The following is a 22,990-nucleotide window of genomic DNA, read 5'->3' as shown; positions in this document are numbered from 1 at the left end:
CTCCTACTCCCTCCAAGGAACCAGATTCGGGTTTTTATCAAGAATTGATTGATATTGCTCCAAACTCCCCCATTGTCCCTCCGGATCTCGTTCCATATAGCGTAAATATTTACGATAGCGCTCCTCCTTGGATATGGCCCACCCGTAATGCTTGACTCTAAATTCTGATAAGAACCCAGGCAAAGCGGCATATGAGAGAGGAAAACGTGGAACATGATGATCCATCTTCGGATAAAAATAGTGGTACCCAGGAAGATAGCGCATAAGCGTACACGTATGCCGACGATGAATTTGCCAAAGTTTATCATCCCGATAGTGCGTGATACCACCCCAAAAATCGAAGAAACGGAAACCGACCCAATCGTACCGATCCTGATCCATTAACATTCGCATCGACATTTTCGCTTTCTCTTCATAAAATTCATCTGCATCAACGGCCAGCAGCCAGTCAGGTTTCTTAGAACAAGCAACGTTCCATAAAAGCGAACGAAGTTCCCATTCCTTATGAAATTTGGATTGTTCCAACGTTATAAGGGTGCTGACTTTAGCAAAAGACCTACAGATACTCGGTGTGCCATCCGTACTCGCATCATCGACAATGATGATATCATCAACAAATTCACTTAAATCTTTAAGGCACGCTTCTAAAAACCTGTCTGCTTCATTCCGCACTTGCATGATCGCTGTAAGCCGATTTCCTCCCGTTTTCCTCATCCCATCGTTACTTAACATCATTCAATCTCCTAATCGTTTTCTTCATCGCTTGATCCCATTGATCCATTTCAGCAATACTGGACAAGACTTTCCAATCGTAGACGGATGCGCGAAGTAAAGAATGGATCCCCTCATGCCGTTTTCCGCGAATCTGTTGCAGTATGCCGCGAATGCCATCGGCGAAATACTGCTCCGTAACCGGCAGTTCCATTTTTTCCAGAAGGTTTAAGGCCTCTTCCCACCGATAAGTGTTCAAAAAATTGGGCAGTAGATATCGTCTGGCTTCCGGGTCATTGGAAATCATTAACACGCGAATAGCAGATAGATAATCTTGATTCAGCTTGAAAGTACCGGCCTGAACTAAATTTTTCCGACCATCCTCAAGTAAACGGTGAAAGGATTTAACGTTTAGCTTTTCCTCCTCGGTTATCGCGGATATGGCATAATTGTGTACGGCACGATCCAGATTCCCTGCTTTCGCCTCAATTGCCGCAAAAAATCGATAATACTGGGAAAGACACTCTTTTTTATTCTTCAATATCATTTGTTCGAAAGAGATTGTCAGATATTCTTTAGCCAGCGACCGGTTCAAAAAGTAGAGATAGGAAGCGAGCGAATAACACACCTCTTCATGATCACCCACTTGCTCATGTAAATCTTTGTAAAAGGCTGCACGGGATTCCCATTGGCGCTGCTTCCACGAGTCCAATGATTGATCTTGGTCCATAGCCAATATGACTTCAGTCCATATCGTTTCACATTCTTTATTTTCATCCTGAAGCAGCATCACATTCTCGTGGCGAAGGCATTGCTCCATATATATTTCTTCGTTGCAGCAGCCAATCAAATCTGCTTCTGCAGCCAGTAACCCGGTGAATTTTTGCCACAATCCCGCTTCTTCATCGTTCGGAACAGGGTCAATCAATGCGATGATACACTTAGGTTGAATTTGAAACACAAACGGAAGCAAATACGGAGATGAAACTATAGCAGTATATTCACCCTTCTCTAAGCCATCAATCTCCGCAAAGGATAAAGATTGGAGTCCATACATTTCTTCATCCTCATCGCTAACCTTACCAAAAAAGAACTTACTCCCACGACCAGGCAACAACTCAATATAACGCTGGTAAGAAAAAGAGGTCCAACCCGAATGGCTAAAAACAACAAACTTCAAATCAACCCCTCCAATCTGCACAAAACTATTCGTTGGATTATACGCGAAAAAATGAATGATTATGATCGGGAGGGGGCAGGGTCCATGTCCCACAGCGGAAGAATAAGTACAACTCGCAAAATCATACAATTTTAAAAAATTCTTTGTTAAAAACAAAGTTTATTGTGAGGTGTTTATTTTGGAATTAATAAAATCAAGATTTTTCACGAATAATGATGAACAGAATTCTGAATGCTTCTTCCCACTTCCTGCTCCATGGTGGAGTCGTCCATTTGAATACCATTGGGCAATTCAGTTTACCGATAAAGATCAAGTTGTTTTAGATGCTGCAACTGGTATATGTCACCCATTTAAATTTGCTATAGCTGATATTTGTAAAGAAGTGCACGCTTGCGATTTAGATATGCGTATTCTTTCAAAAGATAAAATTTTGAAAGATGTGGAGGTTGAATTTGGATCAAAACAAAGAAATATTATTCAAAAAGGAAAATACTTTGAAAGAATACAATTTTTGCGCGCGAATTTAGGCAGCATACCCTATATGGACGAGAAATTCGACAGGGTATTTTGCATCAGTGTTTTAGAACACCTAGACAAAGAAACACTTATCAACGCATTTAAGGAATTTAAGCGAATATTAAAGCCTGACGGCAAAATAGTGGTTACTTTTGATTATCCAATTATCGATTTAAATTTTTTAGCAACCATTATAGAAGGATTAGGACTCAAATTTTCAGGGGAAATTGATGTATCATTACCAAAAGATGCTTTATTTACGGATTTGTATCAGCCACGCTTGTACTGTTTCCGAGCAGTAATCGAAAAAATAAAAAAAACGGGCAATGAGGTTATTGAAGAACTGAGAGGAAATAATTATTCTTCAACTAAGACTAGTTAATCAAGGTACTAAAGCAACAATAGGACAAAAAAGCGTTTAGATAAATATTGAGAAGAACGAAAAGCTCATCTAAATAAAAGCATTAAACGAGCCTTTTTATTGTCCAAAGCTAATAATAAGTTCCACGATCCTCCTTCCACCCTTCTCCTTAAACCCTCTCCCGCTTTCTATCACACTTTTTCTCCTACTATTTCTTCTTATACTTATCCCTCCTCCAGCACTTTTTCAAAAAAAAACCAAGGGTCTCCTGAAGCGGATCAGTAAACCTTCAGTTCTAAATGCAAACCTTAATCCTTAAACAAAAAAGAGAAAAAAACGTTAATTTTTTTCTCCTTTTTCGTTTGCTACTATGTGCAGTTAAAAAATTCTCCCTACCATTTTACCCCGCTCCAACCCGCATTCCTTCGTTCGCTATTAAAATAAAGTCTTTCCTTTTTTCCCGCTTTTCCCTCATTTTCGCTTAAAACTCACACGTTTTTTCCCGCTTTTCCCACACTTTTTTTCACATTTTTTATCGAGTTAAAATAAAGTTTTTCATCGAGCATTTTCCCACGATTGTTGATAAGTCGGGCTTAAATCGGATTTTTGTCCCGACTTTTTGAAAATGTTTATTCCAACTGTGGATGAATTGTGGAAAAAGTTTATTTTAACATGTAGGATTTCTATTTTTTAGTCACATTTTAATTTTAGCAATACACAGCACTCGACATGTGCTGTTTGCGGAAACATGTCAACTGGCTGTATATATTCTACGCTGTAGTCTTGCGAAAGAAATTGTATATCCTTTGCCAATGTAGATGGATTACAGGAAACATAAACTACTTTTTTCGGCTTGGTTTGCAGTATCGTTTTTAAGAGTTTATCGTCAAGGCCTGTCCTTGGCGGATCGACGATTAAACAATCCGGTTTCCAGCCCTCTTTTGCCCATTTTGGCAGAAGATTTTCCGCTTTTCCGACTTCATATTTCGCATGTTTCATCCCGTGGCGCTCTGCATTTTTCTTTGCATCTTTAATCGATTCAGGAATCACGTCCATACCGCGGATTTCAGCTGCTTGCTCGGCAAGCCACAGGCCAATTGTACCAACGCCGCAGTAGGCATCGACAACCTTTTCCCTTCCTGTCAGCCCTGCCGCTTTTTTCACCTCGTTGTAAAGGACCACGGTCTGTTCCGGATTTAATTGAAAAAACGTTCTTGCCGACAATTCAAAACTCAAATCTCCCAATGTTTCCTGAATAAAATCCTTACCAGCCAATTTCACCGTCTCTGCGCCAAATATTAGCGAAGTGTTTTCTCCGTTGATATTTTGCATAATAGATTTGACTTCAGGGAGTCTTTTCCTGATTTCTTCTATAATAATATCCTTCTGTGACAGTTCCTTTTTTGCTGTAATCAAAACGATTTGCAATTCACGGCTCTCTACACCTACCCTGGCGACAATCGTACGGACTATTCCCTTCTTCGTTTTTTCATTGTAAATTGGAATTTGCAGTCTTTGCAGGATTTTTTTGACCGTACCAATCGCTTTATTTGTTTTCGCATGCTGCACGGCACATTGGTCAATATTAATCAGACGGTGGGAATCCATCCCGTACAAGCCGGCAAGAATTTTCCCATCCTTCTGCCCCACTTGAAACTGGCTCTTATTACGGTAATTCCAAGGGTTTTCCATTCCAATCGTTTCTCTAATCTCAAGCTGATCAATAGGTAATTTCGTATGCCGCTCCAGTGCTTGAATGACAATATCGCGTTTTTCCTTCAGCTGTTGGCCATATTCCAAATGCTGCAGCTGACAGCCGCCGCATTCTTCATAAACGGGACATTGCGGCTGAACCCGGAACGGTGACTGCTTGCGGATATTTTTGACTTTTGCCTGGGCAAAATTAGGCTGAACCTTGACCGCTTCGACTACCACTTCTTCACCCGGAATAGCACCCGGTACGAATACAACCTGCTTTTTAAAATATCCTACACCTTCGCCATTGATCCCGAGCCGCTTGATGGTTAAAGGAAATTGCTGCTTCGGCTCTATTTTTGCCGTTTCTTCTTTTTTCAAGATTATTCACTCCAATTTATAAAACACTATTCAATCTATGTCAATTAAGTTCTTAGTCCATTTCCGTAGTATAGCATAAGCTATCATGCAAATCTTGTCCATTGCAAAAATGCCTGGTCATTCCCTTCAAGTATCGTCCAATAGATCGATGAAGCTCCCTTTTCCATTAACTATTTGGAAAAATATAAATTTAAGCAACCTTGTAGGCGTATGTTAAAATTATTTAGTTGCACTCATTTAGAACGGTTCAATCATACGAGGTGTAAAAATAATGTACGATAATATTTATCCGCGTCTCCGATTTTGGATTCTGATGGAAATCAGTCTGATTGCCGGCTTTTCTCAGGGAATGCTGCTGCCTGTAACAGCGATTCTGTTTGAGCAGGCAGGCATTCCCTCATCTATTAACGGACTTCACGCTACAGGAGTATACATAGGAATCTTATTTGCCACTCCCTTTATGGAAGGTCTGCTGCGGAAATTCGGCTATCGCAATATTCTCCTCCAAGGAAGTCTCTTTATTGTTCTACCGCTTGCCTTTTTTCCTCTATGGAAGTCATTAATCTTTTGGTTTATTTTGCGCTTATTCATTGGAGTTGGCATTTGCATGCTGCAATTCGGTGCACAAACATGGATCACTTCGATCTCTCCGGCAAATAAAAGAGGCAGAAACATTGCCCTGTTTGGATTGAGCTTTGGATTAGGTTTTGGAATAGGGCCGATGATGACAAGGTTTTTAGAGGTAAATGAGACCCTGCCGTTTTTTCTTACCGCAGGAATTGGCTTATTAGCTTGTCTTACTATTTTTTTGCTAAAAAATGAGCAGCCTGAACAAGCGGCACAAAGGGGTTCCTTTTTCAGTACCTTTAAACGATTGGGTCAGGCATGGAAATATGCCTGGGTGGCATTTCTGTTTCCCTTCACTTACGGATTTCTTGAGGCCTCTCTGAACGGGAATTTTCCTGTCTATGCTTTAAATATTGGAATTGATGTAAGTTCCGTAGCGATCATTTTACCAGCATTCGCCATTGGCAGTATCGTCTTTCAATTGCCTCTCGGTTTGATGAGCGACCGCTTTGAGCGCAGAAAGGTGCTGATGAGCGTGATGTTTTCCGGTTTCGCCTGCTTTACTTTAGCCGGCATCATTCAGGAATCTGTTATCGGCTTGATTGTCTGCTTTTTCGCTGCCGGGATGTTTGTTGGTTCGACGTATTCCCTCGGTGTATCCTATATGGTCGACCTGACGCCGAAAACGCTGCTTCCGACCGGAAATATGCTATGCAGCCTGCTCTTTTCCGTCGGCAGTATCAGCGGGCCGTTCATTGAAGGATTTTCCCTGCAATATATTGACGGAATTAATTTCTTCTATACCATTAGTCTTATCCTGCTATGTGTGTTTACGGCGCTGTTTTTCTTTAAAAAGAAGGAAAGTGGGCAGTGAAAAAACTATTCTTTCTATTTTCTAATAGGCTGACTTATGTATTAAAGCTGACCCTAAATGCCGATATCACGTCATTTTGGAGTCAGCTTTTGTTCTATTCCTTTTGTTCTTCAGTTATCTTTTTCACTTTCCCTTTCTTTGTCAAATCATCCAGACTTTTAAAGGCATACCCTTGTTTCTTCAAGTCTTGAAGAACTCTTTCTAATGCATCAGCATTATCTTTCGAAACTGTATGGAGCAAAAGCACTGCCCCTGGATGGATTTGTTTCATGATGTTGTCGTAGGCATATTGGGCGCCTTTTTGCTGGTCGGTTTTCCAATCGACATAGGCTAACGACCAGAGGACATGTGTATAGCCCTGCCCTTTGGCGATGGTCATTGTCCTCTCACTTAAGATGCCGCGCGGCGGGCGCAGATAGGTCATTTCTTTTTTACCGGTCAGTTCTTCTGTTTTGGCCCTTACTTTTTCAAGTTCCTCCCGGATACGCTCATTGCTAATCTGCGTCATATCAGGGTGGCTCCATGAGTGGTTGCCGACAATATGCCCTTCCTTTACCATTCTTTTCACAAGCTCAGGCTCTGATTCTAAGTAATGCCCGGTAACAAAAAAGGTTGCCGGTACCTTTTCTTTTTTCAATACGTCTAAGACCTTTGCTGTGTAGCCATTTTCATAGCCGTTATCAAAGGTTAGGTAGAGTTCTTTTTTAGCAGGATCTGCCTTGTAAAAAGCACCATATTTTGCAGTAAGATCATCTAACTGCTTTCCTGCCTCAGCCGGCTGGCCTTCTGTCGCTCTTTTAAAACCCCAATGGATCGGCTGATTGGAGAAATTCTCTGCTGCGGCATTTGCTGCCGACACAAACAATAGCAGGATCAAGATGGTGAATAGTTTAAAATTGAACTTCAATAATATTTCCCCTTTCACTATTTCTTGTTCATTTTATTGTTTGTGCCTGAATTAGAATCATGCGTGGTCTATTTTGCCAATAAAATACAAAAGGGATGAACAATCATGTCCATCCCTTACAGTGATAGTTAATTAAATACTTTATCTTTAAATTGCGCTAATTTTTCAAGTGAAGATTGGTCAACATCTTTGTGAAGGCTGTTCCCGTGTGAATCCATTGTCACAACCGCTGTAAATCCTTCAACTGTTAAATGCCACATTGCTTCCGGAATACCGAATTCTGTTAAGTCAACACCGTCGACAGATTTAATACAATCTGCATAATATTGCGCAGCACCGCCGATCGCATTTAAGTAGACACCGCCATGTTCTTGAAGAGCCGCTAATGTTTTCGGTCCCATACCGCCTTTACCGATAACAGCGCGGATACCGAATTTTTTCATGATATCACCTTGGTATGGCTCCTCACGAATACTTGTTGTCGGACCTGCTGCTTTTACATGCCATGTACCATTTTCATCCTTCAGCATAACTGGACCGCAGTGATAGATCACTTGTCCATTTAAGTCTACCGGCGCATCATGATCGGATAAATATTTATGGATCGCGTCACGGCCAGTGTACATTCTGCCGTTAATGCGGACAACGTCACCGACTTTCAGCTGACGAATTTGTTCTTCGGTGATTGGAGCCTGTAATTCAACGACATTGACGTTGGATGCTGAAGCTGCAGCCGTTTCTTTTTCTGCCTCTGCACCGAAGTCAATTTTTTCGCCTTCTTGGTACATCCACTCATTGATTTCCCCTGTTTCAGGATTGATTGCAACACCTAAACGGCGGAAAGCCCAACAGTTATACGCTACAGATACATAGAAGCTGGCCGGAATACGGTTCATCACACCGACTTTACAGCCAAGAAGCGTTGTTTCACCACCAAAGCCCATGGTGCCAATGCCTAATTTATTGGCATTTTCCATTACATATTCTTCAAGCTTGCGTAAATCTTCATTTGGATTCACATCATCTACCGTACGGAAAAGCTGTTCTTTAGCTAAATCGTAGCCTGAAGAACGATCGCCGCCGATGCCGACACCGATAAAACCGGCGCTGCAGCCTTGTCCCTGCGCTTGGTAAACAGAATGCATGACACATTTGCGGATACCATCAAGGTCGCGTCCGGCACGGCCAAGTCCTTCTAATTCACATGGAAGACTGTATTGAATATTTTTATTTTCACAGCCGCCGCCTTTTAAGATCAGACGAACGTCAATATAATCTTTTTCCCATTGTTCAAATTTGACAACGGGTGTACCGCCGCCGAGGTTGTCGCCGCTGTTTTTGCCTGTTAAAGAATCAACTGAATTCGGGCGCAGTTTTCCGTCCTTCGTCGCTTGAGCAATCGCGTTGTAAATGGCTTTCTTCATTTCAATTTGATTAGCCCCGACAGGCGTTTTGATTTTAAATGTAGGCAGACCTGTGTCCTGACAGATTGGCGAAATATTATCATCTGCCATTTTGATATTATTTGTGATGGTTGCAAGTGCCATCGCAGAGCTTGTTCCGGCATTTTCCTGTTCTTTCGCTGCCTTAATGGCACGACGTACGTCCTTTGGAAGCCCTGTTGATGTTTCAACAATAAGCTTGTACATACTCTCTTGGAATTGTTCTGTATTCATGCCGCTATTCTCCTCCCCAATATTACGTAGCTATTTTTCAACAATTTGGACATTTCTATTATAACTGTATGTTTTTAATTTTTAAAGATAAAGGATGAAAACGTTTTAATGGCAAAAAAAGAGCCCTTTCATTAAGGCTCTTACATCCCGCGGTGTTTAAATTCACGGCATTTACTTTCGAGGTCATCAATCATCTCAATTAAACGATCAATATCTTCAATGTCTGTATCCCCTGGATCGATGGCATCTAATACATCCAGAAACATATTAAGACGCTCCTTCAAAAAGGATACTTGACCATTCTTATCTTGTATCGGACTACCCAAGCAAAATTCGCTCCTTTCACCTACGTTATTCATCCTATCGAAAAATCACCGGAATGGCAACCTTTCCAGCAAAAAAGATAGCCGCCGTTCAGTTTTATAAGAAATAATTATTCTCTTAGTCATATTGACAGTGCAATTTAATAAATCAATAATGACAGTAGCAAATCCATCATAAGATGATGTAATACGACTTACAAGGGGAGAAAATAATGATTTCCGAGAGAAAGAAGCTAGGACCTGATTATGACCCGTGGGAAACCTATTTGGACATGGAAAAGCACGGTAAATTAGTCCTGACAAATGTTGAATTCACGACTACCGTTATATGCAATATGCGCTGCGAGCATTGTGCTGTCGGCTATACATTGCAAACGCAGGAACCGGACGGTCTCCCGCTTGAACTATTGATTCAGCGATTAGATGAGATTCCCCATCTACGGACGATGAGCATTACCGGTGGGGAACCTGTTCTGTCTAATAAAACGCTCGAGGGATATGTCATTCCTTTGCTGAAGTATGCTCACGAACGCGGGATTCGTACACAGCTGAATTCAAATCTTACATTGGATATCGATCGCTATACAGATATTATTCCTTATTTAGATGTGCTCCATATCTCACATAATTGGGGAACGGAGGAAGATTTTATCGAAGGCGCTTTCGCCAGAATGGAGCGCAAACCGACCATCGAGCAGCGCAAGAAACTGTTTCACAATATTATTGAAAACAGCCGGATTCTTGCTGAAAATGGAGTAATGGTCTCCGCTGAAACGATGTTAAGCAAACGGACAAAGCCTCATTTAGAGAAAATCCATCAGCAAATTGTCCACGAAATGAAGTGCAGTAGGCATGAGGTGCACCCTATGTACGCCGTAGACTACGCCTCATCGCTTGAAACATTAAGTTTAGCTGAGATTCGTGAGTGTATTCACCAGCTCCTCGATATCCGTGAGCAAAACACATGGATGCTGTTTGGAACACTGCCTTTTTATGCCTGCATGAATAAAGCAGAAGATTTAGAGCTAATAAAACGGCTTTCAAATGAGAAAAACGTGACTGTTCGCAATGACCCGGATGGTCGCTCCCGATTAAATGTAAATATTTTTACCGGTGAAATCATTGTCACTGATTTTGGCGATGCCCCGCCGCTTGGAAACGTAAAATCAGACAGGCTTACAGATGCCTTTGACAATTGGCTGAAAACAGACCTTGCCGCATCATTGAATTGCCATTGTCCAAACGTTCAATGCCTTGGTCCAAATGTCTTGGTGAAAAACGTCTATTATCAAGATATAGACTTTAAACATCGTCAATCATTGATTGATATCAATAAATAGATTTGAAAAAAGACAAATTCAGGCGGAAGTGTTCTCTCCATATGGACACTTTCGCCTTTTCTGTCTTTTTTCGGTGTCAGCGTATAATGGTAAATAAGTCAAGGAAGTAATTGATTTAAAAAAGACCGACTTAAAGTAGAACTCATATTTCCATTTTTTGGGATGAGTCCAACTATCACAGAATTTATTATAGAGCTCCTCTAGAACGTGAAGGGATCTTGCGTTTTCATCCTACAGAGGATACAGCCTAGTGAATATAAACTTAGTTTTCACGTATTATTCGTACTTTCAGGACAAGATCCATAAAGCTGACACACGAGGTCTAGAGCCTCAGGCACGAAGTACAATGTGATCTAACGTCCTAGAGGAGCTCCATTTGAAAACAATTTATTTAAGAGAGTGTTCTACTAACTAATAAGCAGAATATCAATATTGAAATAGGCACAAAAGGGCGATAATGCTTTAAATTGACGTAAAGTCTATGCAATTTGAGAACTAGTTGATAGGACGAACTTTTCATAAAATCGATGGATATTGGCCCTATGCAATTTTTTGTATAATTGATCGTATAAAACGTAGTCTGGTTCTTCTGTATGGTATAAGGTTTGATGCTTTATCATTGAAAAGGCTAGACGAATCATTCGGTTCCCTAGAGCTATAAACGCCTGACCTGGAAGCTTTCCACGGTCTTTTAGAGCCATATATTTCTGTTTCATTTCAGGGTTATTTTTAGATAAGGATCTTCCCACTTGATAAGTTACATTACGAAAGGTTCGCCTTCCCTGCTTAGATATCGCATAATAAGAAGGTTTTTTTCCTCCGGACTGCTTAACAATAGGATTGGTTCCTGCCATTTTAATTAGTTGCCCTGCATGGTCGAAATCAGAAATATCCCCCATTTCAGCATATAATTCAGCACCGGTTACAACTCCGATTCCAGGAACACTAAGGATTATAGCCCCTTCAGTTTGAACAAATAAATCCTCGATTTTTCTTTCTAATAATTGAATCTGTGTATCCAATAAATCCAGTCGATCCAGGCTATGAACAAGCAGAAATTGTTCTGCCTCTAAAAATTCTTTTGATTGAGAGATTGAGTCTTTTGCATAATCAAGTAAACAATGGATCGTTTGATCCCGCAGCTTAAGATTTTCACGGATCGAAAGAGCCCGTAATCCCTCTTGTCCAAGGGAAAGAATATCACTTGGATGGAGACAATGACGCATAAAATAGCATGAAGACTTTCCCCAGATATCCGAAAACGGTTGGACATGTTCACGTTTTCCATTTATCCATACACTTTTCCCTTGAAACTCGCGAAAAATATGGTCCACATAAACGCGAATAAGATTTTTTGTGGCAGTCTGTTCTTGAACTAACTCGCGGCGGGCACGTGTCAATTTTTGTAGCGTGTGAACTCCTCCGCTGGGCAGTTCATTAGATGTTCCACGACCATGAATGATTGATTGTAGGATGGCCATAAGGTCCAAGTTATCTGTCTTTGACCAATTTAAAAGGGCATCTCGTTCCCGAGCTGTGGTCGCTGCATTCAAGATACGAACATGATAACCTTCAGAATGACAACTTCTTACTAGATCCTCATAATAATGACCAGTGGTCTCAATTCCCACAACCACCTCCTTCATATCCTTAAGACCTTTCTCGGCTTGGATTTGTTTTTTAAGTACTTCAAATCCTGTTAAGGATGCATCAAATTCAAATGGTTTCACAATGATGTCCCCATAAAATGTAGCTATCATTGCCTTATGTGTATATTTCGCTGCATCTATCGCCACCAGTAATAGATTTTCTGTACCTGTTTCCCTAATAAATTGTGCCCATCGACTTCCATTTTTGCCTTGAATATGATTGAATAAGTTATAAGTCACCATTTTCATCTCCTTGTGATAGGGAATGTAGCTGGAAGTTCTGTGATAGGTACTTCCATTTTACTATGAAAATGGTGGCCTTTTTTGTCTTTCTTGTATCTATTTACTATACTAGGCACCGTATATGGACATTTGTCTTTTTGCGGTGCCTGGCACCGAATCTATAACCAAATCAGCGCGGGAGTTCGCTGGCTACGAAGCTGAATGATACATGGTCTTGGATGGGGATCCAGGCGCCTATCCCCTGGGTGGTTATATTTTTAATGAGAATCATTTTTTTGCCGCCCTTCAGCATGAGATATACTTCGCCAAAGGTTACCTTTCCCTTCTCATTTATCGCCGGGGCAAAGCCGTATAGATAACCGAGCATCTTTGGCTGAACATTGTAAACCTGATCTTTTTTCGTTCCCCCGCCGATAATGGTTTCAAAGGCAAGTGGTAAATCGGTCTTTTGACTTGCTTTCATCAGCATCATTTTCTGTACATCTTCCGTGTCGGAAATTTTCGCCGTTAATCCTCCGCGGACAATTTTCTGAGCTTCTTGAACATAATGAATTTGGTAGGGCGCCTTGCCCCCGCGGTTATCAAAGTAATTCGTATTGACTTTTTGATATTCCCAGTTTGGCGCTGTCTCAATAGATTCATAATTAAGCGGCCATTGGCCAAGATAAATAATCGCCCTGTAGCCAATGGCAAATGGCGTGCTGTTAACAGAGGTTTCATTAAGCATACGAATAAGATCTGGGTTTTCAATTTTCACTTTAGATGAATCAATAAGTTCACTCGTTAAGTCACTTGGCTCCAGTCTTGGTAAATCTAATGTTGCGTTTGGATACGTGTTGTCTTTAGCAATATTTAAAACTGAATTTGGAACAGTAAAAGACTGTTTTACCGGTGTTGCCGGGCTCTCGCCTTTTGGCTTTTCAGCATTGACTAAAGGCAGGAAAGTAAACATGAAAATAATCGAAATTAAGCTGATTATTTTTCTCATTTTTGATAAACTCCTTTCAACTTATACAAAAATTTCTTACAGTATATTGTTTTCGGAGTTCTATCAGTTTATCCATCTGCCATCGATTATTTTCTTTTCCTATAACTGGTAAATCAATGCTATCCCCGCAATCAAACAGTACTCTTATAGCAAATAAAACCCAATGCTCATGATCGTATATGCCGCCAGCAGTGTTGCCCCTTCAAACCAGTTTGTTTCCCCGTCATTTGAAATCACAACCATGAGGAGAACAGCCGATGCCATCGAAATCAGTTCAGGCAGCGTAAATACAAGCGGCATAACAGTTGGGAACAAAAGCGAGACTAGCACTAAAACAGGTGCAACAAACATAGCGACCTGCAGAGTCGAACCAATCGCGATTTCGACGGCAATATCCATTTTATTTTTGACCGCCATTAAAACAGCAGATGCATGCTCAGCCGCATTACCGACGATGGCAACAATAACAACCCCGATAAACAGCTCTGTCCAGCCGAATGATTCCCCTACTGCTGCAAATGTATGAACTAAATTTTCAGAGACATAGGCCACAGCAACTGTTGCCAGTGCCAGAACCGTAATGGCCTTTCCTTTTCCCCACTCAGGTTCTTCCTCTTCGTGAACGGAACCTTTGCCCGAGTCAGATATATAAACACCGCGGTGGGTAACCAGTTTGAAAAAAAGTGCCGCCAGATAAAGGATGATGAGGATGATCGAAATTCCCACACTCAGTGAAATCGTGTCTGCATCATCCATCTTCATGGAAAATACTTCAGGGATAACAAAAGCAATAATAACAGCAAACATAAGCAGCCCTGAGTTGTGCCGGGCATCGTATACATTAAAGGACTGCCGTTTATATTTCACTCCGCCAACAAAAAAGGAAAGCCCGGCAACCAAGAGAAGGTTCCCCAATACAGAACCGGTTAAAGAGGCAAGAACGACGCCAATTAAGCCTGCCTTTAAAGAAAAAATAGAAATAATTAATTCAACTGCATTTCCGAAGGTAGCATTGAGCAAACCGCCGATTCGCGGTCCGGCAACAACTGCAAGACTTTCAGTAGCACGCCCCATATAACTTGCCAGTGCTATAATGGTTAAGCAGTAAATGATAAATAGAAGAATACTTGACCAATGCAGCAACGTGCCAATGACTGACAAAGGCACGCCGGCAAAGGTTAAAATCATAAAAACTCTGTTCATATTCTATAAATTCCGCCTTTCCTTAAATTGAATCAAATCAAAAGTTCATTCATTCCTCCCAAAACATCATTTATAAGTATTTTCAGTCTTCATAGTATGCCCAATGATTATTTTTCATTAAAATCCATTTATCAATACACATGAACTATGCCGTTGCATACTATAAGAAGGCAGAGAAATAATTTCCATTTCTATTATAAGCATCTTTCTTTGCCAATGCACCATTATCTGGTAAAGTATTCGTAAGTTCAATTCATGATTTAAGCGTTTTTTTGCTGTCACCAGTCGGTGGCAGCTTTCGTGTTTTTTAGGGGCATTGATGTTGATTATCCTTATCATTTAAACACTGTGAATATAGTGTAAAAGGGGGAGCACGAAATGGAACCACAAGTTATGAGTAATCCAAAGCCTGCATTACAAGAGAGTTGGTTAGAAAAAGTAAAGTTTCGGGGTGAACTGATTGCTACTGTTTTGTGCGGTATATTCATTTTTTGCGGCTGGCTGCTTGATCGCTATGAATTGGACACATTGGCATCGGCGGCATATATTCTCTCCTTTCTCATAGGCGGATTTGCAAAGGCAAAGGAAGGAATTCTCAGTACCATTGAAAATAAGGACTTAAATGTGGAACTCCTGATGATTTTTGCCGCAATTGGTTCAGCCATCATCGGTTACTGGACAGAAGGGGCGATTTTAATTTTAATTTTTGCCCTTAGCGGCGCATTAGAATCATATACAATGAACAAAAGCCATAAAGAAATTTCCTCCTTGATGGAATTGCAGCCTGAAGATGCACTCAGGATAACAAATGGTTTAGAGATGCGGGTTCCAGTTTCTCAGCTATCCATCGGAGACCATATCTTAATCAAGCCTGGGGAACGGGTTCCGGTTGACGGTATAATCATAAAAGGGTCCTCATCCATTGATGAATCCGCCATTACCGGGGAATCGATTCCTGTAACAAAAAATTTGCGCGATGAGGTATTTGCCGGGACCGTTAATTTAAACGGCTCGGTTACCGTTGAAATAACGAAGCCAACCAACGAAACCTTATTCCAAAAAATTATCGAATTGGTTCAAAGTGCGCAAAGTGAAAAATCTCCATCACAGTTGTTTATTGAACGTTTTGAAGGGCATTATGTCAAAATTGTCCTTTTGATCACATCGCTCATGCTGTTCCTCCCCCATTATGTATTGAGCTGGAGCTGGAATGAGACTTTCTATCGAGCAATGGTTTTACTTGTTGTGGCATCCCCCTGCGCCCTTGTTGCATCGATTATGCCGGCCACTTTGTCCGCTATTTCAAATGGGGCCCGCCGCGGAATCCTTTTTAAAGGCGGCGTTCATTTAGAAAATTTAAGCCATCTGCAAGCGATCGCTTTTGATAAAACAGGAACCTTAACAAAGGGGGAACCGGTAGTCACCGATATCATCACAGAGAATGGGTTCAGCGAAGAAGAGGTTTTGCTAATTGCCGCATCAATCGAAAATCACTCCAATCATCCCCTTGCCAATGCGATTGTCAAATATGCCAAAGAAAGCTTATCAGTTCATTTGCTTCATCCCGATCGTATAGAAGATGTTCCCGGCTGGGGTGTGAAGGCGGTTGTTTCTGGGGCAGAATGGAAAATTGGTAAAGCGGGATTTGTCGGAAAAGACAGGGCAAGGAATTTTGCCGATGGTGCTGCTCTCCATCTTGCCAGTGAAGGCAAAACAATCGTTTTTATCCAAAAAGAAGATGAATTAACAGGGGTTATTGCCCTTAAGGATATTGTCCGGGAAGAAACGAAAACAGCCATTGATCAATTAAAGAAACAAGGGATTTATACGGTTATGGTCACGGGGGACAGTTTGAAAACAGCACAAGCGATTTCTTCTGAAAGCCATGTCCATGAATATGTTGCCGAATGTCTGCCTGAAAACAAAGTGGAGTACCTTAAAAAGCTGCGCGAAAAATACGGAAATGTGGCCATGGTTGGGGACGGGATCAATGACGCGCCTGCACTTGCTGCCGCCAGTGTTGGAATCGCTATGGGAGGCGGTACAGATGTCGCACTTGAAACGGCTGATATTGTCTTAATGAAAAACGATCTTCCGCGCATTTCCGAAGCGATTCACTTATCGCAGCGCATGAATAAAATCATTAAACAAAATGTGATTTTCTCTATCTGTGTCATTGTCCTTCTGATTTCATCGAACTTTTTGCAGGCAGTGGATTTGCCTTTAGGAGTTATCGGTCATGAAGGCAGCACGATCCTCGTTATCCTCAATAGTCTTAGATTACTCAGATAGAAAGCGGGTAATCAGCGAATACCGGATGTCTAACAAAACACCTCACACTAAAAAAAAGGTCCTCTTCGGACCTTCTTTTTTAGTGATACCCGTTTTGACCATTAGCAGAGCCGGACGTCTTCTGGCTTGGTTTATTTTTCCCCTTTTGCTTTGTACCGCCGTCCTTTTTCGTATGCTTTGTCATATGATCTCCTCCTAAAATAAAGTGGAATATATCCCTTCATTATTTTAAGCAAAGAGGAGTTTTTTCATGAAGGTAACTTAAGGAAATCAGCAGTTTTTGTTCTTAAGACTGTAAAAGGCATTGATTTCTCCTCCGATGATAATAATCACTCCAGAAAGATAAAACCAGACCATCAGAACAATAATCGCTCCTATACTGCCGTATGCAGCGGAATAATTGCCAAATTGGTCAACGTAATAGGAAAATGCGTAGGAAGTCAGAATCCAGCCTATCGTCGCAAAAAGAGCCCCCGGAATCGCACTCCGGCAGGTAAACCTTTTGCTGGGTGCGAGCCAATAAAGCCCAATAAAAATAATAAAGATAATCAATGGGCTTACTAACCATCGCAGTGCACTCCATACAGAAAGAAACTGGGAGGATAATGCTAATTTTGAAAAAAGATACAAACCTATATGCTTTCCGAATACAGGAAGCAGTAAAGCCACCGCTATCACCACAATCATAGCCAGTGTTAATAAGACAGCTGTCAAACGCGCCCGCAGAAAGGAACGTTCCTCTTTTACCTCATACGCATGATTTAATGTTTTCATAATGGCATTAATGCCATTTGAAGCGGACCATATGGTTCCAATAAGTCCGAAAGATAAGATCGTGCTGTTTTTCTGCGATAGCTCCGACAGATTGGTTTCAATTAATTTCATCGATTCCTGAGGAACAAAATCCCTGACCAGTCCAAGCACGTCAGCCTGGGTTAAAGGTAAATAGGGAAATAAGGATACGAGAAAGATGAGGAGCGGAAACAATGAAAGGATGAAATAATAGGATAATTGGGCCGCAACCCCAAAATAATCATCTATCTCTAATCTCCTCCATAAATATTGAAAAAATGACCACATCTTTTTCAAGTTTGTCCCCCTCTTTCTCGTCATTCATCTTACATGAACGTCTTATCGCTGCCTTCATCAGGATCTAGTAAAACGTCTTTTGTATCTTTTACGATATCCACCATTTGCGGTGTTAATTCTCTTAATTCTTCTACTTTTTCCGTAATAAAAGAGATATCTTCTCCCACTTCCTCAATCGTCGAACGTATTTTTCTTGCAGATTCCGTCATACATTGTGCAGCTTCATCCGGATGTTTCGCATAATAGGTAATCTTTTCCTTTGTTTTCAGGCAATTTCCTACTACCGTTGTTCTCGTCTGGCGGTCAAATAAACTTAGCGCTCCTCCAACAACAGCTCCCAATAGGACACCTTTCCAAAACTTTGAACCACTCATCCTTTCTTCCCCCTTAGCTCAAGATCCTGCATGATTTGCTGTAGAAGATGTTCGCAGCCCTCTCTTACCAGCTCATACACTTCTTCAAAATTTCCTGTGAAATAAGGATCCGGAACATCCATTTGCCCTCCGTCTTGGACAAAATCACGCAGACGCATCACCTTTGTCTTTTCGGAAATTTGACCTAAGCGGCGGATGTTCGTTACATTATCGGAATCCATCGCAATAATATACTGAAATGTATGTAAGTCTTCCTGCTGAATCTGTCTGGCAATTAAACCTTCAGCATTAATTTGGTATTTTTGTAAGATGTTTTTCGTTCCGCGATGCGGCTCTTCTCCCACATGGTAGTCCCCGGTTCCAGCAGAATCTACTTGAACCAGCCCCTGCAAACCTTTCTTTTTAACAAGCTCGCGGAAAATCGCTTCTGCCATCGGTGAGCGGCATATATTTCCCAAACAAACAAATAATACTTGAATCATTTGCAACAGTTCCTTTCTTTATTTCTTTAGTCATCCGTATTTCTGTGGTAAGATTGTTTAAAAATTGAGAGGGTGAAAAGCTTGAATTTAGCAGAAAAGTCAGTTGAAAATGTTGAGTTTATGATCGAAAAAATTAAAGAGAAGTTAAAAGTGTTGAACCTTGGTGCGATTAAACCTTCTCATTTTGATGAAAATATGTATGAAGACTTGAAAGACATTTATGATTTAGTCATGAAAAAAAATTCCTTCAGCCCCAATGAAATGCAGGCCATTGTCGAAGAATTAGGAAGCTTAAGAAAACAGTAAAACACAGTTCAGTATAGGGGGTGATCTGTCGGCTTATGACAGACCACCCCTTTTCTCCCTTAGGCCTCATCCTGGTTAGTCAAGATAACCGGGCCATCCTTCGTAATGGCAAGGGTATGTTCATACTGAGCAGATAATTGTCCGTCCTCCGTACTAGACGTCCATCCGTTATTATCCATTTTTATTCTGTGGGTACCTACATTTACCATCGGTTCAATCGTAAAGACCATCCCTTCTTTTATCCGCGGTCCTTTTCCGGGGAGACCATAGTGTGGAACATCCGGTTTTTCATGAATCACCGCACCAATTCCATGACCGATAAATTCACGGACAACCGAAAAACCTTCCCCTTCCACATATGTTTGGATAGCATGGCCGATATCACCAATTCGATTGCCGGGTTGTGCCTGCTCAATTCCAATATAAAGTGCCTTCTTGGTAACATCGAGTAATGTCTTCGCCGTATCAGAAACATCGCCGACACCATAAGACCAAGCGGAATCTGCCAAGCCCCCCTGATAATTTACAACCATATCAATTGTGACAATATCCCCGTTTTTCAATGGTTCTTTTCGAGGGAATCCATGACAAATTTCATCATTAATACTGGCACATGTTGCATACTGATATCCTTTATACCCCTTTTGTTCAGGAGTTGCACCTGATTTTTTCAAATAATTTTCGACAAACTGGTCTATTTCCCAAGTCGTAATCCCTGGCTTAATCAGAGAAGACAGCTGCCGATGAACAGAAGCGAGGATTTCGCCCGCTTTCTTCATTTTTTCAATTTCCCTTGCTGATTTTAACACAATCATTGTATAAGCCCCTCTTCCATATATCAAATGCGCCTTGGCGTATTTGCGCCCAAATTTTATCACGCTTCAAAGCGCCACATACCATTCTAAATGGTTATGATAACTCTTGCAAAACATTATCGTTCTTTAAATAAATGTTACAAAAAGAAAAACAGTTCAATTTAGAGGAAAATTATTTTATACTATAGAAAGTGTATATCAACTGCATTCTGTGGTAAAATGATTAAAGCCTTACGTTCTTAATACGGAACTTTTTTCATTATTTTACTAAAGTAATCCCGTTTTGTGTTCCTGATACTTCTTTATGGAGAACAGGAAAAATGAATCTATAACCGTAGTTTATGAGTGCTATTCAAAAAGAAGTGAGTGAATGAGATGATTGGTGAACGTGTAAAAATACTCCGACAAGAAAAGAAAATGTCATTATCTGAACTCGCCCATCAGGCAGGGGTAGCAAAGTCCTATTTAAGCTCCCTTGAAAGAAATTTACAAACAAATCCTTCTATCCAATTCCTAGAAAAAATTGCTGTTGTCCTTGGAGTACCTGTTGACAGTCTAATCCTTGATCAACCTAATAAAGAAGATTTAGACTCTGAATGGATAAAAATTGTTCAGGAAGCAATGGAGTCCGGCGTATCTAAGGACCAATTCCGTGAATTTCTTGAGTTTAATAAATGGAAAGGGAGTCAAAAGAAATAGACCCTTGGATGCATTCAAATCATGTAATTCGCCGGTCAAATGATCTATAGTGAAATCATCAGCCTTAATAGACAGCATGAATGGTGAAAGTACTCCATCTTTATCGCCCAGTATCTGCTGTCTATTCATTTTTTATACAAAAAAAAGAAAAAGCATCTCTCTCATGGAGAAATACTTCGTCGAATCAATTAGTCTATTATATATTTTTATAAGACTAAAGTACGAATTAAAGCAGTCTTTCTGTTTCTGTTTCTTTTTGGCTGCTCAAAAATTCACGAATTTCTTCTATCTCTATACCTAAGTTTCTTGCTTCTTGAATCAGCTGGATCCATTCCAAATCTAATTCGTTTTCTTTGCTTTCTATCTTTTCCACCTTATATCCTCCTAAAATACAATTCGCATTCCAGGCAGACTCGCTACCATGAATTGTTTTTTCTTTAATTTTAAATAAAGTCCAAACATAATCTGGTTAGCTTTTTCATCTCTTTTTTCATCATCATCTATATTATTATAAACGATTTTTCCACTACCATCTATAGTATTATAAATGATTCTAATTTGTTAGATTGTTGGAATTTGTCTGATTTCATAAGTCTTTCTGCTGTTTTTTCCGACTTTATTCGACAATTATTCTTTTTTCTGACAGATCAAAAAAACTGAGCCAAAAAAAGACTCAGTTTCTCACTTCCGTTTGATTATTTTCTGTGTTATTGCTGTCTGTAGTAATCGGTTGAATTAATATTTCAACCCTTCGATTCTGCGCACGCCCTGCAGCAGTATCATTTGATGCGATCGGATCGAATTCTCCATGACCATTTGCACTGAATAATTCAGGATTCAGCCGCTCATTTTCCAATAATAGCCTCATGAAGTTAATCGCCCGCATAACACTAAGCTCCCAATTGGATCGGTAATGGGCGTTTTTTATTGGAACGTTATCTGTATGACCGCTCACAATAATATTTCTCGGAACATCCATGACTAAGAGATTGGAAATTTCCTTGGCCGTCGTTAAATTTTCTTGCCGGATATCGGCACTGCCGGAATCAAAAAGGATATTGTCACGGATGGTTACGGATAAACCCTCGTTCGTTAAAGAAGTTTCCAATGAATTTTGCAGTCCGTTTTCAGCAATATACGCATTTACACGATTTTGAATCACGCCAAGTTTCTGCTGTTCTTCATACTGCCCGGATGTTTGTTCCGGTCTTTTTTCACTATTCTTATCACTGGATTCTAAACTGCCCTCCGGCAGAGGACTTGGATATTCTAATAGACCTGTCCCGCCCTTAAGTTCTTCATTGAATGCATGGGACAAAGATTGAAATTTATCATTATCGACAGAACTCATCGCAAAAAGCACAATAAATAGAGCAACCAATAAGGTTAATAAATCGGAGTACGGGAGCAGCCATGTTTCATCAATGTGATCATCCGCCTTCTTTTTCCTACGCTCTCTCATCCTTCGTCACACTGCCTTCTGCAAAAAATTTGTTTCTTTGACGTGAAGGAAGGTAGGAGACTAATTTTTGCTCAATGACTCGCGGTGCTTCTCCTTCAAGAATCGATAATATTCCTTCAATCATCAAATATTTTGTATTAGACTCAATCATTGATTTCCTTTTCAGCTTGTTTGCAAAAGGATGCCAAAGGACATATCCGGTGAAAATACCCAGCATCGTGGCGACGAAAGCCGAGCTGATCGCATGTCCAAGTGCATCCGAATTAGACATATCACTTAAAGCAGCGATCAAACCGATGACAGCTCCTAAAACCCCTAAAGTCGGAGCATATGTACCTGCCTGCGAAAAGATTAATGCACCGCTCCTGTGTCTCTCTTCCATTGCCTCAATTTCTTCCGTTAATACATCTCGGATATAGTCCGCACTTTGTCCATCAACAGCCAATGACAATCCATTACGCAGAAAAGGATCCTCCAATTCATTGATCCTTACTTCTAATGCGAGCAGACCTTCTTTCCTGGCCAGCTGCGCTAGATCGGTGAACAATCTAATCAATTCCACTGTATCAGTCGTTTTTACTTCTTTAAAAATAATCCGGAATAGCATCGGTATCCTTTTCAATTCAGCAATTGGAAAAGCAACCACCACCGCTGCGATGGTTCCAGCAATAATAATTAAGAATGCCGCCGGATTTATTAAGACAGATATGCTGGCCCCTTTTAAAACCATCCCAACTCCAATGGCAATAATGCCCAAAAGTAATCCTATGATTGTAGCTATATCCATGTCCATCACCCATCTTATTTCAAACTATGTCAGTATCATCCAACACGATGATCATTTTTATTTATCATCA

22 protein-coding genes are annotated in these 22,990 nt (G+C 40.6%); 6 read left to right on the top strand and 16 right to left on the bottom strand.

The features are described 5' to 3' along the window. Positions 1–3: 3 nt before the first annotated feature. Together HNR53_RS19625 and HNR53_RS19620 are read right to left on the bottom strand one after the other, a co-directional pair. Positions 4–735: a glycosyltransferase gene (locus HNR53_RS19625; protein WP_246439701.1), complete on the bottom strand. Its 732-nt coding sequence runs from the start codon at positions 733–735 to the stop codon at positions 4–6. Next, a complete protein-coding gene (locus HNR53_RS19620; protein WP_184529239.1) occupies positions 722–1,891 on the bottom strand; it encodes a hypothetical protein in 1,170 nt (389 codons plus the stop codon). Before HNR53_RS19620 ends, HNR53_RS19625 begins: the two co-directional genes overlap by 14 nt. Positions 1,892–2,069: 178 nt before the next feature. Between HNR53_RS19620 and HNR53_RS19615 the strand changes: the two genes are divergently transcribed. Next, on the top strand, positions 2,070–2,789 hold the full coding sequence (locus HNR53_RS19615; RefSeq protein WP_184529237.1) for a class I SAM-dependent methyltransferase: 720 nt from the start codon (positions 2,070–2,072) through the stop codon (positions 2,787–2,789). A 669-nt stretch (positions 2,790–3,458) separates the two neighbouring features. Here HNR53_RS19615 and rlmD read toward each other — a convergent pair. Then, positions 3,459–4,844: a 23S rRNA (uracil(1939)-C(5))-methyltransferase RlmD gene (gene rlmD / locus HNR53_RS19610; protein ID WP_184529235.1), complete on the bottom strand. Its 1,386-nt coding sequence runs from the start codon at positions 4,842–4,844 to the stop codon at positions 3,459–3,461. Between the two features lie 271 nt (positions 4,845–5,115). On the opposite strand from rlmD, the gene HNR53_RS19605 reads away from it, so the two are divergent. Then, positions 5,116–6,285: an MFS transporter gene (locus HNR53_RS19605; RefSeq protein WP_184529232.1), complete on the top strand. Its 1,170-nt coding sequence runs from the start codon at positions 5,116–5,118 to the stop codon at positions 6,283–6,285. Between the two features lie 94 nt (positions 6,286–6,379). On the opposite strand, the gene pdaA is transcribed toward HNR53_RS19605, so the two are convergent. The 3 genes from pdaA to HNR53_RS19590 all read right to left on the bottom strand — a co-directional run bounded on the left by pdaA (position 6,380) and on the right by HNR53_RS19590 (position 9,194). Further along, on the bottom strand, positions 6,380–7,165 hold the full coding sequence (pdaA, locus tag HNR53_RS19600) for a delta-lactam-biosynthetic de-N-acetylase (protein WP_343065364.1): 786 nt from the start codon (positions 7,163–7,165) through the stop codon (positions 6,380–6,382). A gap of 155 nt (positions 7,166–7,320) precedes the next feature. Continuing rightward, on the bottom strand, positions 7,321–8,868 hold the full coding sequence (locus HNR53_RS19595) for a fumarate hydratase (RefSeq protein WP_184529228.1): 1,548 nt from the start codon (positions 8,866–8,868) through the stop codon (positions 7,321–7,323). 140 nt (positions 8,869–9,008) lie between these two features. Next, complete coding sequence (locus HNR53_RS19590; RefSeq protein ID WP_184529226.1) at positions 9,009–9,194, bottom strand: SE1561 family protein; 186 nt, start codon at positions 9,192–9,194, stop codon at positions 9,009–9,011. 209 nt (positions 9,195–9,403) lie between these two features. Between HNR53_RS19590 and yfkAB the strand changes: the two genes are divergently transcribed. Then, on the top strand, positions 9,404–10,531 hold the full coding sequence (yfkAB, locus tag HNR53_RS19585; protein ID WP_184529224.1) for a radical SAM/CxCxxxxC motif protein YfkAB: 1,128 nt from the start codon (positions 9,404–9,406) through the stop codon (positions 10,529–10,531). 479 nt (positions 10,532–11,010) lie between these two features. Here the strand turns inward: yfkAB and HNR53_RS19580 are convergent, their stop codons facing one another. From HNR53_RS19580 to cax, 3 genes are all read right to left on the bottom strand, one after another. Next, complete coding sequence (locus HNR53_RS19580; protein ID WP_184529261.1) at positions 11,011–12,420, bottom strand: IS110 family RNA-guided transposase; 1,410 nt, start codon at positions 12,418–12,420, stop codon at positions 11,011–11,013. 172 nt (positions 12,421–12,592) lie between these two features. Further along, positions 12,593–13,411 carry a YfkD famly protein gene (locus HNR53_RS19575; protein ID WP_184529222.1) on the bottom strand — a complete coding sequence of 273 codons (819 nt, stop codon included), beginning with the start codon at positions 13,409–13,411 and terminating at the stop codon, positions 12,593–12,595. 144 nt (positions 13,412–13,555) lie between these two features. Then, complete coding sequence (cax, locus tag HNR53_RS19570; protein WP_184529220.1) at positions 13,556–14,614, bottom strand: calcium/proton exchanger; 1,059 nt, start codon at positions 14,612–14,614, stop codon at positions 13,556–13,558. Positions 14,615–14,992: 378 nt separating this feature from the next. Between cax and HNR53_RS19565 the strand changes: the two genes are divergently transcribed. Continuing rightward, complete coding sequence (locus HNR53_RS19565) at positions 14,993–16,906, top strand: heavy metal translocating P-type ATPase (RefSeq protein ID WP_281391862.1); 1,914 nt, start codon at positions 14,993–14,995, stop codon at positions 16,904–16,906. Positions 16,907–17,176: 270 nt separating this feature from the next. Here the strand turns inward: HNR53_RS19565 and HNR53_RS19560 are convergent, their stop codons facing one another. From HNR53_RS19560 to HNR53_RS19550, 3 genes are read right to left on the bottom strand one after another with little or no spacing between them, the layout of a single operon-like run. Further along, positions 17,177–17,986, bottom strand: coding sequence for a YihY/virulence factor BrkB family protein (locus HNR53_RS19560; RefSeq protein ID WP_246439702.1), 810 nt, complete (start codon positions 17,984–17,986; stop codon positions 17,177–17,179). 38 nt (positions 17,987–18,024) lie between these two features. After that, positions 18,025–18,369, bottom strand: coding sequence for a YtxH domain-containing protein (locus HNR53_RS19555; RefSeq protein WP_184529216.1), 345 nt, complete (start codon positions 18,367–18,369; stop codon positions 18,025–18,027). Further along, positions 18,366–18,851 (bottom strand): low molecular weight protein-tyrosine-phosphatase, encoded by a 486-nt coding sequence (locus tag HNR53_RS19550; protein ID WP_184529214.1) that lies wholly within the window; start codon positions 18,849–18,851, stop codon positions 18,366–18,368. Before HNR53_RS19550 ends, HNR53_RS19555 begins: the two co-directional genes overlap by 4 nt. A gap of 81 nt (positions 18,852–18,932) precedes the next feature. On the opposite strand from HNR53_RS19550, the gene HNR53_RS19545 reads away from it, so the two are divergent. Continuing rightward, complete coding sequence (locus HNR53_RS19545; RefSeq protein ID WP_184529212.1) at positions 18,933–19,157, top strand: DUF1128 domain-containing protein; 225 nt, start codon at positions 18,933–18,935, stop codon at positions 19,155–19,157. Between the two features lie 59 nt (positions 19,158–19,216). On the opposite strand, the gene map is transcribed toward HNR53_RS19545, so the two are convergent. Next, positions 19,217–19,972: a type I methionyl aminopeptidase gene (gene map, locus HNR53_RS19540; RefSeq protein WP_184529210.1), complete on the bottom strand. Its 756-nt coding sequence runs from the start codon at positions 19,970–19,972 to the stop codon at positions 19,217–19,219. A gap of 375 nt (positions 19,973–20,347) precedes the next feature. On the opposite strand from map, the gene HNR53_RS19535 reads away from it, so the two are divergent. Beyond that, positions 20,348–20,671: a helix-turn-helix domain-containing protein gene (locus HNR53_RS19535; protein WP_184529208.1), complete on the top strand. Its 324-nt coding sequence runs from the start codon at positions 20,348–20,350 to the stop codon at positions 20,669–20,671. A 226-nt stretch (positions 20,672–20,897) separates the two neighbouring features. On the opposite strand, the gene HNR53_RS19530 is transcribed toward HNR53_RS19535, so the two are convergent. The 3 genes from HNR53_RS19530 to motA all read right to left on the bottom strand — a co-directional run bounded on the left by HNR53_RS19530 (position 20,898) and on the right by motA (position 22,920). After that, complete coding sequence (locus tag HNR53_RS19530; RefSeq protein WP_343065363.1) at positions 20,898–21,044, bottom strand: anti-repressor SinI family protein; 147 nt, start codon at positions 21,042–21,044, stop codon at positions 20,898–20,900. 300 nt (positions 21,045–21,344) lie between these two features. Beyond that, positions 21,345–22,133: a flagellar motor protein MotB gene (motB, locus tag HNR53_RS19525; protein WP_184529206.1), complete on the bottom strand. Its 789-nt coding sequence runs from the start codon at positions 22,131–22,133 to the stop codon at positions 21,345–21,347. Continuing rightward, on the bottom strand, positions 22,120–22,920 hold the full coding sequence (gene motA / locus HNR53_RS19520; protein ID WP_184529204.1) for a flagellar motor stator protein MotA: 801 nt from the start codon (positions 22,918–22,920) through the stop codon (positions 22,120–22,122). Before motA ends, motB begins: the two co-directional genes overlap by 14 nt. Positions 22,921–22,990 lie beyond the last annotated feature (70 nt).

This window comes from Bacillus benzoevorans (genome assembly GCF_014207535.1).
GTDB lineage: Bacteria > Bacillota > Bacilli > Bacillales > Cytobacillaceae > Bacillus_BD > Bacillus_BD benzoevorans.
This window is presented reverse-complemented; position numbering and strand designations above follow the sequence as displayed.